Genomic DNA, 14,979 nt, shown 5'->3' with positions numbered 1-14,979 from the left:
CGCTTTCCCATCAGCCGCTATCTTTCCAATCCCATGGCCCGGCGGGCCAGGCCGCGGCGCAGTGGTCCCGTCAGGTTCAGGCCCACAAGGCCGGCTGCTCGGGCATGGGAAAGCAGGGGAAGATCAAGCCCGAACAGGCGGATCAGGCCGTCGCTGAAGCGGATGACGTTGCCACGGTCGGCGTCCCGGCGCGCCTCGAAATCCTGCAGGACCGCCGAACTCCCCGGGCGCTGGTCCCGCTCGATGCCGGTCTCGATGGCAGCCACCAGGTCCATGACCCCGCGCAGTGCCAGGTTGAACCCCTGGCCGGCCACCGGGTGCAGGGCATGGGCGGCATTGCCCAGCACCGCCAGCCCGGGGCGAGCGGTCTCGCGGGCGGTGATCAACGAGAGCGGATAGGCATGGCGTCGACCCACCCGCCGGAAATGCCCGGCCCGATCACCGAAGGCCTGCTGCAGCTCTGCCAGGAAGTCCCCATCGGACAGGGCCAGGCGACGCTCCTCCTGGCCGCGCTCATGGGTCCAGACCAGCTCCATGGCCTGACCCTGGAGGGGCAGCAGGGCGATGGGCCCCGCCGGGGTGAAGCGCTCGTAGGCGACGCCCTCGTGGGGACGGCTGACCTCGACGCTGGCGATCAGCGCCACCTGGTCGTAGGGCCGCTCATGGCTCTCGATCCCCAGCCGCTCCTTGAGCCCCGAGCGACCGCCGTCGGCGAGCACCGTCAGCCCGGCCTCCAGCTCGCTGCCATCCGATAGCTGCAGCCGATGCCCCTCGGCGACGGGGTGGATCGCCTCGACCCTGGCCGGACAGTGCCAGGCCAGCGGCAGCTCGCTCAGCCGGCCATGCAGCACCCGCCCCATCCAGGCATTGGGGATCACGTGGCCCAGCGCCTCGACGCCCAGTTCCGCGGCGCGCAGCCGGGTCACGCCCAGCCGGCCCCGCTCGCTGACGTGGATGGTGCGGATCGGGGCCGCCATCTCGGCCATGCGCTCCCAGACGCCCAGGCTCGCGAAGTGTCGCGCGGAACCGCCGGCGATGGCACTCGCCCGGGCATCGAAGCTGGGTTGCCAGGGCTCGGCCCGCTGCGGCAGCAGCGGTGCGGCCTCGATCACCGCCACCCTGAGCCCCGCCCCTTCGACGAGCGCGGCCAGGGCACAGCCCAGGCTGGCGCCCACCAGGCCGCCACCGATGATGGCGATATCCACCTTCTCGTCATGCTTCGGCGTCATGATCGCCGCCTATCATTTCATAACGTACATTACATAAAGGCATTGCCAACGACTCCTCGACTGGTCACTTCCTGTCCATCAGGGCCTCGATTTCCGCCACCCGCTTGGGCACATCCGCGGTCAGCACCTCGTGGCCGTCGGGCGTCACCGCCACGTCATCCTCGATGCGGATACCGATGCCGCGGAAAGCCTGCGGCAGGTCGTCGTCGGCGGGCACGTAGAGGCCGGGCTCCACGGTGAGCACCATACCGGGCAGCAGGGCGCGGGGCTGGCCCTCGTGGCGATAGGCCCCCACGTCATGCACGTCGAGTCCCAGCCAGTGGGAGGTCGAGTGCAGGTAGAAGCGCTTGTAGCTGCCATCGTCGATGCGCGCCTGGACGTCGCCCTCCAGCAGCCCGAGATCGATGAGACCGGCGGTGAGGTCGTGCACCACGCCCTCGTGGATCGTCGCCAGGGTGACGCCGGGGCGGACCGCGGCAACGGCGCGCTCCTGGGCAGCCAGCACCACCTCGTAGAGGGCCCGCTGGGCCTCGGAGAAGCGGCCGTTGACCGGGAAGGTGCGGGTGATGTCGCCGGCATAGAGATCGAACTCGGCGCCGGCATCGATCAGCACCAGCGCGCCATCCTCCAGGGGGGCATGGTTCTCGATGTAGTGCAGCACACAGGCATTGATGCCGCCACCGACGATGCTGGCGTAGGCGGGGCCGCTACCGCCCTGCCAGCGGAACTCGTGCTCGAGCTCGGCTTGCAGCTGTCGCTCCATGAGCCCCGGGCGAGACGCGCGCATGGCCCGCACATGGGCCCGGGCGGAGATCGCCCCGGCATGGCGCATCAGGGCCAGCTCCGCCTCGCTCTTGCGAAGGCGCTGCTCGTGGATCAGGTCGCTGACGTCGGCAAAGGCCGATGGCGCCACCGCCCCTCGGCGTGCACGGCCGGCCAGCTCACCGCGCACCTCCTCGGCGAGCGCCAGGGCCTCGGCATCGCCCAGCGGCAGGTAGAGGGCATGACGACCGTCGAGCAGTTCGGCCAGGCGCTCCTCGCGCTCGGCATTCTCGAAGGCCTGGTCGATGCCATGCTCGCGCACGGCGCCATCGGCGCCCAGGCGGATGCCCGTCCAGGCTTCCAGCGTCGGATCGCGGTCCTGGCAGAACAGCACGCTCTCGCCGGCCTCGCGGCCCGGCAGCAGCAGCAGCAGGGCCTCGGGTTCGGGAAAGCCGGTCAGGTAGTGGAAGTCGCTGTCCTGTCGGAAGGGGAACTCGCTGTCCCGCGAGCGGGTGACCAGTGCCGCACCGGGCAGCAGCACGGCGCTGCCGACGGGCAGCCGATCCATCAAGGCCCGACGACGGGCGCTGTACTCGTCATTGGTGATGGGGGCGGGGCGGGGCAGGATCTCGGGGTGCATCACGGCTCCTGGGTGGGTGGGGATTGTGTGGCCGGCCTCAGTGGCGGGTGGGCTCGTCGACCTGCTCGACCTGGGGCTTGCCAGGATGCTGCTCGGTGTAAAGCAGCATCGCGGCCATGCGTGCATGCTCGGTGAGGGCGAAGAGGTCGTTCTCGTTCTCCGGACTGTCCTCGATATCGGTCTCGATGCTCGTCAGGCCCTCGAGGTCTTCCAGGGCCTCGCGCAGGGCCGGCGACCAGGCACCGCGCGGCGCCTCGCCGGCATCGGCCACCACCTCGAGGAAGCCGAGAGTCCACTCCTGCAGGCCCAGGGCACGCTCGGCCAGGGAGAAGAGCTCGTCCGGGAGCAGGGGCTCGAAGTTGAGCTCGGCGGCGGAGAGGGCCTCGAGGGTCTGGCGGCGCCAGCCCAGCAACCGCTCGGCACTGGGCTCGTCACGGGGCTGGTCGACCCCGAGGCTCAGGCAGACCTCTTCCAGCCAGGCCTCGGGCGTCAGGTCATGCAGCGCGAGCTCGGCACAGAGGCGTCCGTCGAGGAAGGCCGGCGACTGCATGCTCCCGTGGAGCAGGAAGGTGTCGGCAATGGTCGAGAAGTCCTGGCGTTCGTTGATCAATGACATGGCAAGATCCGCTGGTGGGAGCCGCCGGGCGCGTTGACCGCCCGCAAACGGCTCTCTTATAGTGACTGGCATTCATCCTGTGGCCTCGATGTTAACGCATCGGCTCCTTGTGACGCGCACCCGGCGTGCGATCCCTTCCCTGGCCCTTTCCGGAGCCTGCCATGACCGAGCCCAAGCGGCCCACCACCGAGATCACCCTCCTGGAGCGCAGCTATGCCATCGCCTGCCCACCGGAGGAGCAGGACAAGCTCGAGCGGGCTGCCCGCTACCTCGACCGCGCCATGCAGGGCATCCACTCCCGAGGGCGGGTGATCGACCGCGAGAAGATCGCCATCATGGCGGCCCTCAACATCGCCCACGAGCTGCTCGAGGCCCTGGACGACCAGCGGGCCGGCGAGCAGAGCCTCAACGAGCTCAATGCCCGCCTCGAGAAGGCGCTGGATGCCATGCCCGAGCGTTGAGACGGCGCAATCATCCCTTTGGCCCCGCCCGTGCCTCTGGTAGGATGAAGGTGTTCCCTGGGGTGTTTGCCAGTCGTTATCGTCCCTCGAGCCTATGCGCAGTACCCAGGGGGCCAAATGCTAGCCGGACCCGTGTGCATGTCCGTGCGTCGGAAAGCCTGACGGTTCGGCTGCGGCCACCCACCTTGAACCACTGGGTTCAAGGGCCAGAACGACAGCGGCACTCTGGGGAACCCTTATCCGACATGACCCACATGCAGGATACCGCCGCCACCCCCCCGACCGACGACGCTCGTCGCCGGGTGAGACGCGAATTGCGCCTTCGCCGTCGCCAACTGAGCGCCGAGGCCCGCCGTGATGCCGCCGAACGCCTCTGCCGACGCCTTCGACAGCTGCCCGAGATCCAGCGCGCCCGCCGCCTGGCCCTCTACCTGCCCAATGACGGCGAGATCGATCCCACCCCGTTGATTCCCTGGCTCGAGCGCCGTGGCGCCCGTGTGCACTTGCCGGTCCTCAAGCCGCTCTCCCGCAACCAGCTGTGGTTCGTGCACTACCACTCGGGAACGCCCATGGTGGCCAACCGCTTCGGCATCCCGGAGCCCGAGACCCGCCACGGGGCGCACCGCGCCCGGCGAACGCCGGCCTGGGCCCTCGATGTGATCCTGCTGCCGCTGGTGGGCTTCGATGACGAGGGGCAGCGCATGGGCATGGGCGGCGGCTTCTACGACCGGACTCTGGCCTTCACCCGCCGCCCGGGCCCGCGCCCTCGCCTGATCGGCCTGGCCCATGACTGCCAGCGAGTCGAGCGACTCCCCGCCGCCCCCTGGGACGTGCCGCTGGATGCCATCATCAGCGATGCCCGGGTGATACGCCCCTGAGGGACCCTGCGGCACGAACGACGAAGGCCGATGCATCTGCATCGGCCTTCGTCATCAGGCGGTTCCGGTCGTGGCGATCTTCACCCGGCTTGCGGGGGAGTCAGCCGCCCGCCAGCGCCTGGGCATAGCCGGTCGCCACGACCCCGATGCCGAACACCAGCACCAGTGCCATGACCAGATCGGGCTTGCGCTTCATTGTCGACTCCGTGGGAGGCAGGACCGCGAGGGTCATTGTGGATGTTGTTGTCGGGTCACCGCAAGGGCGCGGTGACGACGAAACTATAGGGCCTGATGCCTGCGTATGACAACCGGCATACTTAGGGTGTTACATTTTTAAACACTCGGCACCCCGAGGCTCTGCGGTGAGTCAGCGCTCACTCGGCGCCTCGAGGATTGCACGTCGTCAGGCCATGAAGAGCCGGTAGGCCGGATTGTCGCTCTCCTTCCAGTAGCGATAGCCGATGTCGTCGAAGTACTCCTCGACGTGGGTACGGTCGCCATTGGGCACCTGCATGCCCACCAGCACCCGGCCATAGGCGGCCCCGTGGTTGCGGTAGTGGAACAGCGAGATGTTCCAGTCGTGGGGCAGGTGGGTGAGGAAGTTCATCAGTGCCCCGGGGCGCTCCGGGAACTCGAAGCGGTAGACCTCCTCATCGAAGCGCTCCTTCGGCCGGCCACCCCCCAGGTGGCGGATGTGCAGCTTGGCCAGCTCGTTGTCGGTGAGGTCTTCCACGGGATAGCCGGCACCACGGAGCTTGTCGATCACCGCCTGGCGGTCCTCGCCACCGGGCTTCACCTGGACGCCGACGAAGATGTGCGCCCTCTCGGGGTCCGCGTAGCGATAGTTGAACTCGGTGACCATCCGCTTGCCGATGGTGCGGCAGAACTTCTTGAAGCTGCCGGGCCTCTCGGGGATGGTCACGGCGAGGATCGCCTCGCGCTGCTCGCCGAGTTCGGTGCGCTCGGCGATGTGCTGCAGGCGATCGAAGTTGGTGTTGGCCCCGGAGTTGATGCAGACCAGCGTCTGGTGCTCGGCACCGGTCTGCTGGATGTACTTCTTGAGGCCCGCCAGCGAGAGCGCCCCGGAGGTCTCGGAGACCGCCCGGGTATCCTCGAAGATGTCCTTGACCGCGGCACACATCTCGTCGGTGTTGACGGTGATGACGTCGTCGATCAGGTCGCGCAGGATCGAGAAGGGCACCTCGCCGACCTGGGCCACGGCCACGCCCTCGGCGAAGACCCCGACCTGGTCCAGCACCACGCGCTCCCCGGCGGCCAGCGCGGCCTTGAGGCAGGCGCTGTCCTCGGACTCCACCCCGATCACCTTGATCTCGGGCCGCAGGTACTTGATGTAGGCGGCCATGCCGGCGATCAGCCCACCGCCCCCCACCGGCACGAAGATGGCGTCGATCGGCCCGCCATGCTGGCGCAGGATCTCCACGGCAATGGTGCCCTGGCCGGCGATGACATCGATGTCGTCGAAGGGCGGGATGTAGGTGTAGCCATGCTCGGTAATCAGCTCCTGGGCATGGGCCGCCGCCTCGGCGAAGGCATCGCCCTTGAGCACCACCTTGGCGCCCCGCGCCCGCACCGCCTGGACCTTGATCTCCGGCGTGATGCGAGGCATCACGATCACCGCCTTGACGCCCATCAGCTTGGCCGCCATCGCCAGTCCCTGGGCATGGTTGCCCGCCGAGGCGGCAATCACGCCCTGGGCCTTCTGCGCCTCGCTGAGCTGGGCCATCTTGTTGTAGGCGCCACGGATCTTGAAGGAATAGACCGGCTGCAGGTCCTCGCGCTTGATCAGGATCTGGTTGTTGAAACGGCGGGAGAGGAAGGGGGCCGGGGAGATGGGGGTTTCCCGGGCGGCCTCGTAGACCCGGGCCTGGAGAATCTTCTTGACGGTAGCTTCGAGCATCCTGATATCCCAGAAGTGACGCGAGGGGCACCGTGAGCGGCGCCGCGAGGAACCCTTATTGGTAGCATTGCGGTGGCCATGGCGTCCAGCACCCGCCATCGGCATCGCCTATAATGGCGCGGCATTCGCCATCCACCCGACAGCGAGCACGACATGACCCAGGACGAACTCAAGGACGCCGTGGCCGCCGCCGCCATCGACGAGATCCGCCCCCGCCTCGAGCGCGACACCATCCTTGGCATCGGCACCGGCTCCACCGCGAACCGCTTCATCGACCGGCTGGCGGCGCTGCGCCATGACTTCCGCGGTGCCGTGGCGAGTTCCGAGGCCAGCGCCGAGCGCCTGCGCGGCCACGGCATCGAGGTCTTCGAGCTCAACGAGGCCGGCACCGTCCCCTTCTATATCGACGGTGCCGACGAAGTGAACACTCACTTGCACATGATCAAGGGGGGCGGGGCGGCCCTGACCCGGGAGAAGGTCGTCGCCGCCTGCGCCGAGCGCTTCATCTGCATCGCCGATGCCTCCAAGAGGGTCGAGCGGCTGGGCGCCTTCCCGCTGCCGGTGGAGGTGATCCCCATGGCCCGCTCCTACGTGGCCCGGGAGCTGGTCAAGCTGGGGGCCGATCCGGTCTATCGCCAGGGGGTGGTCACCGACAACGGCAACCAGATCATCGACTGCTTCGAATTCATGATCGACGACCCGGTGGCCATGGAGGCACGGCTCAATGCCATCGTCGGCGTGGTCACCAACGGTCTGTTCGCGGCCCGCGGTGCCGATGTGCTGCTGCTGGGCACCGAACAGGGCGTGGAGCGTCTGCTGCCCGCCTGACCCGACATGCAGAAGCGAGCACTCACTCCGCCGGCATCAGGCCTTCCAGCCCCGCCAGGGTGCGCGCCAGGGCGCCCCGGTTGGCCGCGACCACCTCGCGGCCGACCTCGGCGAGGCGCTGTCGCTCCTTCCGGTCGCCGAACAGGCGCAGCAGCTCGGCGGCCAGCGCCCCGGCATCGTCGACCTCCACCAGGGCCCCGGCCCCGCGCATCACCTCGGCCACGTCCTCGAAGTTGGCCAGCGCCGGCCCGGTGAGCACCGGGATGCCCTGGGCGGCCGGCTCCAGCAGGTTGTGCCCGCCGATCGGCACCAGGCTGCCACCGACGAAGGCCAGGTCGGCCGCGCCATAGAGCGCCAGCAGCTCCCCCATGGTGTCGCCCAGGTAGACCGCCGTGTCGTCCCCGGGCCACTCGTCACGCGAGCGGCGCGCCAGCGTCAGGCCCGCCTGGCGGCACAGCGCGGCCACGTCGTCGAAGCGGCGGGGGTGGCGGGGCACCAGGACCAGCAAGGCATCGGGAAGCCGCTCGAGCAGGCGGGCATGGGCTCCTAGCACCTGTTCGTCCTCGCCGGGGTGGGTGGAGCCGGCCACCCAGACCGGCCGGCTGCCCAGCCGGGTGCGCAAGCGCTCACTCACCTCACGGGCCTCGCCGCCGGTGCCGATATCGAACTTCAGCGAGCCCACCACCGTGGTGCGGGCCGGTGCCATGCCCAGATCGGCGTAGCGTCGGGCATCGGCCTCGGACTTGGCCGCCAGCCAGGCCACATGGCTCAGGGCCTCCGCCATCAGGGGGCGCAGTCGACGGTAGCCCTGGAAGGCGCGGGACGAGAGACGACCGTTGACCACCGCCACGGGCACCCCCGCCCGGTCACAGGCCGCCAGCAGGTTGGGCCACAGCTCGGTCTCGAAGAAGATGGCGAGGTCGGGCTGCAGCCGGGCGACGAAGCGGCGAGCCGCCCCGGGGAAGTCCAGCGGCACGAAGTGATGGCTCACTTCGCCCTCACTCCCCGAATCATGGCGATTCCCTGCCAGCGCCAGCACCCGCTCCGCCCCGGTGGCAGTCATGGTGGTGATGACCAGGCGGTGACTGGGCCAGCGCTCCCCGAGCGCCTCGATCAGGGGCCGGGCGGCCTGCACCTCGCCCACCGAGGCGCAGTGCAGCCAGAGGGTGCGTGCCCCCTTGGCGGAGGGCGGGATGAGGCCCAGCCGCTCGCGACGCGGCCGGCCGGGCAGCTGCTCGCGCCAGACGCGTCGCCAGATCAGCGGCGCGAGGAGGTAGAGGAGCGTCGCATAGCCCCGACAGATCCAGGGTCGTGGCGCCGGCATCAGGTCTCGCGGTCGAGGATGGTGGAGATCATCGCCGTGGTGGAGACGCCATCCTCGAAGCCCAGCACCCTGACCTCGCCCCCCGCCTCGCGGACGGCCGCGCCGCCGGCGATCTCCTCGGGACGATAGTCACCACCCTTGACCAGTACGTCGGGCAGCACCGCCTCGATCAGCCGCTGGGGGGTGTCCTCGCCGAAGGGCACCACCCAGTCGACGGCGCCCAGGCCGGCCAGCACCTGCATGCGCCGCGCCAGGGGATTGATGGGCCGCTTGGGGCCCTTGAGGCGGCCGATGGAGGCATCGTCGTTGACCGCCACCACCAGCCGGTCGCCGAGGCGCCGGGCCTGTTCCAGGTAAGCGACGTGGCCGGCATGCAGGATGTCGAAGCAGCCATTGGTCATCACCACCCGCTCGCCACGTGCCTGGGCGGCACGCACCGCCTCGATCAGCGCGGGCTCCTCGATCACCCCGAACTCCGCCAGCTTGTCGCCGTGCAGGGCGGTATAGAGCTCGGCAATGGAGAGGGTCGCGGTACCGGGCTTGGCCACCACCAGACCAGCGGCCAGGTTGGCCAGGGTCATCGCCTCGGCGAAGCCGTGCCCGGCCGCCAGCGCCAGGCCGAGCACGCCGATCACGGTATCGCCCGCCCCGGTGACGTCGAAGACCTCGCGGGCCCGGGTGGGCAGGTTCAGGGGCTCGTGCCCCTCGCGAATCAGCGTCATCCCCTTCTCGCTGCGGGTGATCAGCAGCGCCTCCAGCTCCAGCTCGGCACGCAGCGCCTCGCCCCTGGCGGCGAGCTCGGCGTCGTCCCGGCAGTGGCCCACCACGGTCTCGAACTCGCCCAGGTTGGGAGTGATCACGCTGGCCCCGCGGTAGCGGCTGAAGTCGCTGCCCTTGGGGTCCACCAGCACCCGCTTGCCGGCGGCCTTGACCAGCCGGATCAGCGCCTCGACCTGGTTCAGGGTTCCCTTGCCGTAGTCGGAGAGAATCACCAGGTCACAATCGGGCAGGGCCGCCTCGACTCGCGCCAGCAGCCCGGTGGTGTCGACGTCACCAAGGCCCTCCTCGAAGTCCAGGCGGATCAGCTGCTGGTTGCGGCTCATCACCCGCAGCTTGGTGATAGTGGGAATACCAGGGCTGCGATCGAAGTGAGTGCTCACTCCGGCATCCTCCAGCCGGGAGGCCAACCGGTCGGCATTGTCATCGTCGCCCACCAGGCCCGCCAGGGCGGCATGGGCGCCCAGGGAGGCGATGTTGAGGGCCACGTTGGCGGCCCCCCCGGGGCGGTCCTCGGACTCGTCGACCCGGACCACCGGCACCGGCGCCTCCGGGGAGATGCGCGAGGTGCCGCCATGCCAGTAGCGGTCGAGCATGACATCGCCCACCACCAGCAGGCGGGAGCGCTCCAGGGCGGTCAGGTCAAGCTTCATCGGGGGACTCCGTGTCCTGTGGGGTCTCGGGTAGGGCCAGCACCGCCTCGAGGCGCTCGATCACGTCTTCGGCACGAATCAGCGACATGGCATCCGGATGACGGACTCGCTGACCCCAAGAGAGTTCCGCGGGCTCCTTGTGCAGGAAGGTACGCGCGGCATCCGCATAGCGGTCGACCACGAAGTCACGCCACCGGTAGGGGCCGGATCGGTCAGGGTTGGTGGTGGCGAAGAGCCCGACCACCGGGGCGTCCAGGGCATTGGCCATGTGTACCGGGCCCGAGTCCGGGGCGATCACCGCCCGGCTCCCCCGGATCAGTGCCAGCAGCCCCTTGAGCGAGGTCTCGCCGATGACATCGATCACCACCCCGTCGGGGCAGAGGGCCTGGATGCGCTCGCCGAGCTGGCGCTCCTGGGTGCTGCCACCGCCGGTGAGCACCGTCCTCAGGCCATGCTGGCGCCACGTATGCTCGATCACCGCCGCATAGCCCTCGGCGGACCAGTTGCGGAAGTTGCGCAGGCGCGGGTTGGCACAGGGACTGATCAGCAGGTAGGGCGACTCTCCGGTAACCTGCCTCGCCTCCTCGACGGCCGCTCCGGGCACCGGCAGGTCCCAGGCCAGCGAGAGGTCCTCGACGTCCAGCAGGCGGGCGAAGTCCAGGAAGGACTCCAGCACATGGGCCCGGGGATGTGGCGTCAGGTGGCGCTGGGTGAACCAGTGCTGGGCATCCTTGGCACGGGCCTTGTCGTAGCCCACCCGCACATCGGCCTTGAGCCCCAGGGAGAGCACGCTGGCCCGCAGCGCCTGCTGCATGTGCAGCAGCACGTCGAAGCGGGTATCGGCCAGCTCGCGCCACAGGGCGCGCATGCCGGCAAGCCCCGTCGCCTTGTCGTAGACGATGAACTCGACCCCGGATAGGCCCGCCAGTAGACTGTGCTCGCCCTTGCCGATGATCCAGGTGATCCTCGCCTCGGGCCACTGGCGCTGCAGGGCACGCACCGTCGGCACCAGGTTACAGACATCGCCCAGGGCGGAGAGCCGCAGTACGCAGATATGCTGGGGTTGGGCGGGCAGAGGATGCTTCATGCGGTTGGCAACGTATCGAGCGGGAAAGATTTTCATTCTATATGATGCGGACAGTTTATGTGACGCCGACCGGGCGTCACAAACGGCGCCGCCCCTCCCCCTTCACGGCTTCGATCCCGACTACTGGCGCGACGCCGGCCGGGTCATCGGCGAGGCCCCGGGGCGCGGGGCCAGCCTCTTCCTGGATGCCAGCCCCTTCGAGGCAGGCGCCCAGTGGGTGCTCAGGCCCTATCGTCGCGGCGGCCTTATCGCCCGGCTCAGCGACGACCGCTACCTGTGGACCGGCCTGGAGCGGACCCGCGCCTTTCGCGAGTGCCGCCTGACCGCCGACCTGCATGCGCGCGGCCTGCCCGTGCCTCGGCCGGTCGCCGCTCGGGTGACCCGCCATGGCCTCACCTACCAGGCGTCGCTGATCACCGAGCGCATCCCCGACGCCCGCGCCCTGGCAGACCTCCTGCAGCAAGATGAGGCCGGCGCCGCGCTGCTGGCGCGCGTCGGTACCACCATCCGGCGCTTCCACGATGTCGGCCTGGATCACGTGGACCTCAATGCCCGCAACCTGCTGGTCGACCCAAAGGGCGAGGTGTGGCTGATCGACCTCGACCGCTGCCGGCTGCGCCCCAAGGGCGCCTGGCAGGCGGGCAACCTGGCGCGTCTCGAACGCTCGCTGGTGAAGTTCAGTGCCCCCGGCGCCATGGTGGCCATCCGCGAGGCCTATGAGCTGCCCACGCAGGTGTCGGCATAAGCCTCCACCAGGCCCTGCACGTGGGCCGCCAGGGTGAAGTGAGCATTCACTTTCTCTCGGGCCGCCTCCCCCAGGCACTGCCTCAGTGTGGCGTCCCCGGCCAGCTCCCCCATGGCGTCACGCCAGGCCAGGGAATCATCGGGCGCGGCAAGGCGGCCCGTCTCGCCATCGATGAGCTCGGGAATGGCCCCGCTGTCGGCGCCGACCACGGCCTTGCCGGCGGCCATGGCCTCGATCACAGTCAGGCCGAAGGCCTCGTTGCGCGACGGCACACAGACAATGTCGAGGGCCTCGAACAGCCTCGGCAGGTCCGCCCGGAAGCCGGCGAAGGTCAGCCGCTCGCCCAGGCCGAGTTCGGCCACGCGGTCGCGCAGCTCGGCCACGAAGGCCTCGCTGCTGCCCTCTGCGGCGGTCAGCCCGCCGATCAGCACCCCGTGCCAGGCCAGCGCCGGATAGCGCTCGGAGAGCCCGGCCAGCGCCTCGATCCAGATGCCCTGGCCCTTGCCCGGGGTCAGCCGGCCTGCCAGGCCGATTGCCACCGCCCCCGACGGGATACCGAGCGCGTCGCGCAGCGCCTGCCGCTCTGAACCGGTGAGGCGCGGCACATAGGGTGCCGGGTCGATGCCCAGGTAGAGCCGGCGGATGCGTCCGGGCGGCAACGGGAAGGCCACCAGGTTACGTTGCCGCGTCGCCTCGCTGATGGAAAAGATGCGCGTCACCTTGCCGTAGGCCCAGCGGTGGTAGGGATCCTTCTTGGGACGCGTGACGCCCATGTGGTCGGTGAAGAAGAGCCGCAGCGAGGGACGCAGGGTCACCAGCAGGGCCCCCAGGCGCAGGTCGCTGGACTTGTGGCAGTGGAGGATCCGGATATCGTGGGCCTTCAGGTATCGGAGCAGGCGCCCCACCCTCAGCAGGGCCTGGCCACGGGAGGCCACGGTCAGCGGTGTGATGCCGGCATCAACAAGGCTGGCGGCGACCCGTGAGCCCGACAGCGCCAGGCCATGGGCCGCCCACCCCTGCCGCCTCAGCTCGGGTATAATCCGCGATGAATACATTTCCAGTCCGCCCCAGCCGTTCGAGAGGCAGATATGCATGACCTTGCGGGACAAGGGGGTCTCCTTTACGGTGACGGGGCTCGGGAGCCCGGATGATGACACTTCGCCCTGCCTGCGGGGACGGCGACCGCCCTCGCCTGCTGGTGGTTCGCAACGACAAGCTCGGGGATTTCATGCTCGCCTGGCCGGCACTTGCCTGCCTCAAGGCCGTCGATCCGGCGCCCCGTGTCAGCGTCCTGGTTCCCGCCTACACTGCGCCGCTGGCCAGGCAATGCCCCTGGATCGACGAGGTGCTGATCGACCCCGGTGACGCCGGCGGCCGAGCGGGGCACCGGACGCTGCTCAAGCGCCTGCACGAGGCGCGCTTCGATGCCCTGCTGACACTCTTCTCCACCCCGCGCATCGGCTGGCTGGGCTGGCGGGCCGGCATTCCCCTGCGCCTCGCCCCGGCCACCAAGTGGGCCCAGCTATTCTACAACCGACGCATCGTGCAGCGCAGGTCGCGCTCCGAGAAACCGGAGTACCTCTACAACCTGGAGCTGGCCGAGGCCTTGCTGGCAGAACTCGGGCTTGCGGTGCCGGCACGCCCCGATCCGCCCTACTGGCCGCTTCCCGAGGGGACCCGCGCGGCGCAGCGGGCGCGCATTGCCGATGAGCTGGGCCTGGACGACTCACGCCCCTGGCTCTTCCTGCATCCCGGCAGCGGCGGCTCGGCCGTGAACCTCACCCTCGAGCGCTATGCCACCCTGGTGCTGGGCGTGGAGGCGCGACTGGCCGCGGCGAGTCGCCCCGCCCCGGCCTGGGTGCTCACTGCCGGCCCGGGCGAGGAGGCCGCGGCCGACAGGCTCCGCGAGCGCCTGGTCGGCGAAGGAGTGACGGCAGACCTGCTGCCACCCCGCCACGGGCTCGATGACTTCGCCCTCAGCCTGTCGGCCGCCGACCTGTTCATCGCCGGCTCCACCGGCCCCCTGCACATCGCCGGCTGCCTGGACCGCCCCACCGCGGGCTTCTATCCGTCCCGCCGCTCTGCCACCCCGCTGCGCTGGCAGACCTGCAACGCCGAGGCCCACCGGCTCGCCTTCTGTCCGCCCCCGGGGGCCGGTGAGCGCGACATGGAGAGCATCGACCTGGAGGCCGCGGCGAGCCGGATCGCCGGCCACCTGGGCCACTTCCCGACCCGCGAGACGACACCATGACGCCGATCACCGGAATCATCATCACCCTCGATGAGGCGGAGAATATCGCCGACTGCATCGCCTCGCTGCGCCCCGTCTGCGACGAGATCATCGTCGTGGACTCGGGGAGCCGCGACGATACCGTGGCGATCGCCGAGCGCGAGGGTGCCAACGTCATTCATCAGCCCTACCTGGGAGACGGTCCCCAGAAGGCCTTCGCCGTGCCCCGGGCGCGCAACGACTGGATCCTGGCCCTCGATGCCGACGAGCGCCTCGAGGAGGATGCCGTTGCGGCCATCCGGGCACTGGCGCTGGAGGATCCCGACAAGGCCTATCGCTTCAAGCGACGCAACTTTGCCGGCCACCACTGGATCAGGGCGGCCGGCTTCTACCCGGATCCCGTGACACGGCTCTACAACCGTACCACCTCGGGTTACCTGCCGAAGAAGGCCCACTCCTCCGTGCAGGCACCGAAGGTCCTGGACACGGGGGGCCATATCCGGCACTTCACCTACCGCGACCTCTCCCACTGGATCATCCGCATCGATCAGCTCTCGAGCCGCGATGCCTGGGCGATGAAGCAGCGGGGGAAGGGACCCTCCCGCTACCGGCCAACCTGGCATGCACTCAGTGCCCTGTTGAGGAAGCTGATCCTCAAGGGGGGCCTGTTCCAGGGCGCGGACGGGATGACGGTGGCCGTGACCACCGCGTTTCATGCCTACATGAAGTACGCCAAGCTCAACGAGCTCCACGAGAGGGAGCGCTCCGACCATTCTGAGTCGGCCTGACTCCCTGATCATGCGAACCCGGGAAGGCGTCCTGAAACGGGGG

14 protein-coding genes and 1 other RNA gene are annotated in these 14,979 nt (G+C 69.4%); 7 read left to right on the top strand and 8 right to left on the bottom strand.

The window, feature by feature from the left end; all coding sequences use genetic code 11:
- Positions 1-17 precede the first annotated feature (17 nt).
- From ubiH to P8934_RS00115, 3 genes are all read right to left on the bottom strand, one after another.
- Entirely contained in the window at positions 18-1,229 is a 1,212-nt protein-coding gene (gene ubiH, locus P8934_RS00125; protein ID WP_278032373.1) for a 2-octaprenyl-6-methoxyphenyl hydroxylase, read from the bottom strand.
- 64 nt (positions 1,230-1,293) lie between these two features.
- Entirely contained in the window at positions 1,294-2,631 is a 1,338-nt protein-coding gene (pepP, locus tag P8934_RS00120) for a Xaa-Pro aminopeptidase (RefSeq protein WP_278032372.1), read from the bottom strand.
- A gap of 37 nt (positions 2,632-2,668) precedes the next feature.
- Positions 2,669-3,247 (bottom strand): YecA family protein, encoded by a 579-nt coding sequence (locus tag P8934_RS00115; protein ID WP_133636654.1) that lies wholly within the window; start codon positions 3,245-3,247, stop codon positions 2,669-2,671.
- Positions 3,248-3,408: 161 nt separating this feature from the next.
- On the opposite strand from P8934_RS00115, the gene P8934_RS00110 reads away from it, so the two are divergent.
- From P8934_RS00110 to P8934_RS00100, 3 genes are all read left to right on the top strand, one after another.
- Complete coding sequence (locus P8934_RS00110) at positions 3,409-3,708, top strand: cell division protein ZapA (RefSeq protein WP_133636653.1); 300 nt, start codon at positions 3,409-3,411, stop codon at positions 3,706-3,708.
- A 51-nt stretch (positions 3,709-3,759) separates the two neighbouring features.
- Positions 3,760-3,944, top strand: a non-coding RNA gene (ssrS, locus tag P8934_RS00105) — 6S RNA.
- 9 nt (positions 3,945-3,953) lie between these two features.
- Positions 3,954-4,586 carry a 5-formyltetrahydrofolate cyclo-ligase gene (locus P8934_RS00100; protein WP_278032371.1) on the top strand — a complete coding sequence of 211 codons (633 nt, stop codon included), beginning with the start codon at positions 3,954-3,956 and terminating at the stop codon, positions 4,584-4,586.
- Positions 4,587-4,989: 403 nt separating this feature from the next.
- On the opposite strand, the gene ilvA is transcribed toward P8934_RS00100, so the two are convergent.
- On the bottom strand, positions 4,990-6,504 hold the full coding sequence (gene ilvA, locus P8934_RS00095) for a threonine ammonia-lyase, biosynthetic (RefSeq protein ID WP_278032370.1): 1,515 nt from the start codon (positions 6,502-6,504) through the stop codon (positions 4,990-4,992).
- A 153-nt stretch (positions 6,505-6,657) separates the two neighbouring features.
- Here ilvA and rpiA point away from each other — a divergent pair, with 153 nt between their 5' ends.
- The gene (gene rpiA / locus P8934_RS00090; protein ID WP_278032369.1) at positions 6,658-7,332 is read left to right on the top strand and encodes a ribose-5-phosphate isomerase RpiA; all 675 of its coding nucleotides are present in this window, start codon (positions 6,658-6,660) and stop codon (positions 7,330-7,332) included.
- Positions 7,333-7,354: 22 nt separating this feature from the next.
- Here the strand turns inward: rpiA and waaA are convergent, their stop codons facing one another.
- Genes waaA through P8934_RS00075 form a run of 3 tightly spaced genes read right to left on the bottom strand, consistent with a single transcriptional unit; the run spans position 7,355 to position 11,173 of the window.
- Positions 7,355-8,656, bottom strand: a complete 1,302-nt coding sequence (gene waaA, locus P8934_RS00085; protein ID WP_278032368.1) for a lipid IV(A) 3-deoxy-D-manno-octulosonic acid transferase — start codon at positions 8,654-8,656, stop codon at positions 7,355-7,357.
- Entirely contained in the window at positions 8,656-10,086 is a 1,431-nt protein-coding gene (gene hldE / locus P8934_RS00080; RefSeq protein WP_278032367.1) for a bifunctional D-glycero-beta-D-manno-heptose-7-phosphate kinase/D-glycero-beta-D-manno-heptose 1-phosphate adenylyltransferase HldE, read from the bottom strand. Before hldE ends, waaA begins: the two co-directional genes overlap by 1 nt.
- On the bottom strand, positions 10,076-11,173 hold the full coding sequence (locus P8934_RS00075) for a glycosyltransferase family 9 protein (protein ID WP_278032366.1): 1,098 nt from the start codon (positions 11,171-11,173) through the stop codon (positions 10,076-10,078). Before P8934_RS00075 ends, hldE begins: the two co-directional genes overlap by 11 nt.
- Here P8934_RS00075 and P8934_RS00070 point away from each other — a divergent pair.
- Positions 11,172-11,918, top strand: a complete 747-nt coding sequence (locus tag P8934_RS00070; protein ID WP_278032365.1) for a 3-deoxy-D-manno-octulosonic acid kinase — start codon at positions 11,172-11,174, stop codon at positions 11,916-11,918. The two genes, P8934_RS00075 and P8934_RS00070, sit on opposite strands and share 2 nt — an antisense overlap.
- Here the strand turns inward: P8934_RS00070 and P8934_RS00065 are convergent.
- The gene (locus P8934_RS00065; RefSeq protein ID WP_278034065.1) at positions 11,888-13,012 is read right to left on the bottom strand and encodes a glycosyltransferase family 4 protein; all 1,125 of its coding nucleotides are present in this window, start codon (positions 13,010-13,012) and stop codon (positions 11,888-11,890) included. The genes P8934_RS00070 and P8934_RS00065 overlap by 31 nt on opposite strands.
- Before the next feature lie 56 nt (positions 13,013-13,068).
- Between P8934_RS00065 and P8934_RS00060 the strand changes: the two genes are divergently transcribed.
- Positions 13,069-14,169, top strand: a complete 1,101-nt coding sequence (locus tag P8934_RS00060) for a glycosyltransferase family 9 protein (RefSeq protein WP_278032364.1) — start codon at positions 13,069-13,071, stop codon at positions 14,167-14,169.
- The gene (locus P8934_RS00055; protein WP_278032363.1) at positions 14,166-14,936 is read left to right on the top strand and encodes a glycosyltransferase family 2 protein; all 771 of its coding nucleotides are present in this window, start codon (positions 14,166-14,168) and stop codon (positions 14,934-14,936) included. The genes P8934_RS00060 and P8934_RS00055 overlap by 4 nt, the downstream gene beginning before the upstream one ends.
- Positions 14,937-14,979 lie beyond the last annotated feature (43 nt).

The sequence above is a fragment of the Halomonas sp. CKK8 genome, assembly GCF_029625235.1.
GTDB lineage: Bacteria > Pseudomonadota > Gammaproteobacteria > Pseudomonadales > Halomonadaceae > Halomonas > Halomonas ventosae.
The sequence above is the reverse complement of the archived record's forward strand: the minus strand, read 5'-3'. Positions and strand labels throughout refer to the sequence as shown.

What these genes read in the sequence shown, in the direction of transcription:
- rpiA (WP_278032369.1), top strand. Translation starts at nt 6,658, where the DNA reads ATGACCCAGGACGAACTCAAGGACGCCGTGGCCGCCGCCGCCATCGAC.
- waaA (WP_278032368.1), bottom strand. Translation starts at nt 8,656, where the DNA reads ATGCCGGCGCCACGACCCTGGATCTGTCGGGGCTATGCGACGCTCCTC.
- ubiH (WP_278032373.1), bottom strand. Translation starts at nt 1,229, where the DNA reads ATGACGCCGAAGCATGACGAGAAGGTGGATATCGCCATCATCGGTGGC.
- P8934_RS00070 (WP_278032365.1), top strand. Translation starts at nt 11,172, where the DNA reads ATGCGGTTGGCAACGTATCGAGCGGGAAAGATTTTCATTCTATATGAT.
- P8934_RS00065 (WP_278034065.1), bottom strand. Translation starts at nt 13,012, where the DNA reads ATGCATATCTGCCTCTCGAACGGCTGGGGCGGACTGGAAATGTATTCA.
- ilvA (WP_278032370.1), bottom strand. Translation starts at nt 6,504, where the DNA reads ATGCTCGAAGCTACCGTCAAGAAGATTCTCCAGGCCCGGGTCTACGAG.
- P8934_RS00100 (WP_278032371.1), top strand. Translation starts at nt 3,954, where the DNA reads ATGACCCACATGCAGGATACCGCCGCCACCCCCCCGACCGACGACGCT.
- P8934_RS00075 (WP_278032366.1), bottom strand. Translation starts at nt 11,173, where the DNA reads ATGAAGCATCCTCTGCCCGCCCAACCCCAGCATATCTGCGTACTGCGG.
- hldE (WP_278032367.1), bottom strand. Translation starts at nt 10,086, where the DNA reads ATGAAGCTTGACCTGACCGCCCTGGAGCGCTCCCGCCTGCTGGTGGTG.
- P8934_RS00060 (WP_278032364.1), top strand. Translation starts at nt 13,069, where the DNA reads ATGACACTTCGCCCTGCCTGCGGGGACGGCGACCGCCCTCGCCTGCTG.
- pepP (WP_278032372.1), bottom strand. Translation starts at nt 2,631, where the DNA reads ATGCACCCCGAGATCCTGCCCCGCCCCGCCCCCATCACCAATGACGAG.
- P8934_RS00055 (WP_278032363.1), top strand. Translation starts at nt 14,166, where the DNA reads ATGACGCCGATCACCGGAATCATCATCACCCTCGATGAGGCGGAGAAT.
- P8934_RS00115 (WP_133636654.1), bottom strand. Translation starts at nt 3,247, where the DNA reads ATGTCATTGATCAACGAACGCCAGGACTTCTCGACCATTGCCGACACC.
- P8934_RS00110 (WP_133636653.1), top strand. Translation starts at nt 3,409, where the DNA reads ATGACCGAGCCCAAGCGGCCCACCACCGAGATCACCCTCCTGGAGCGC.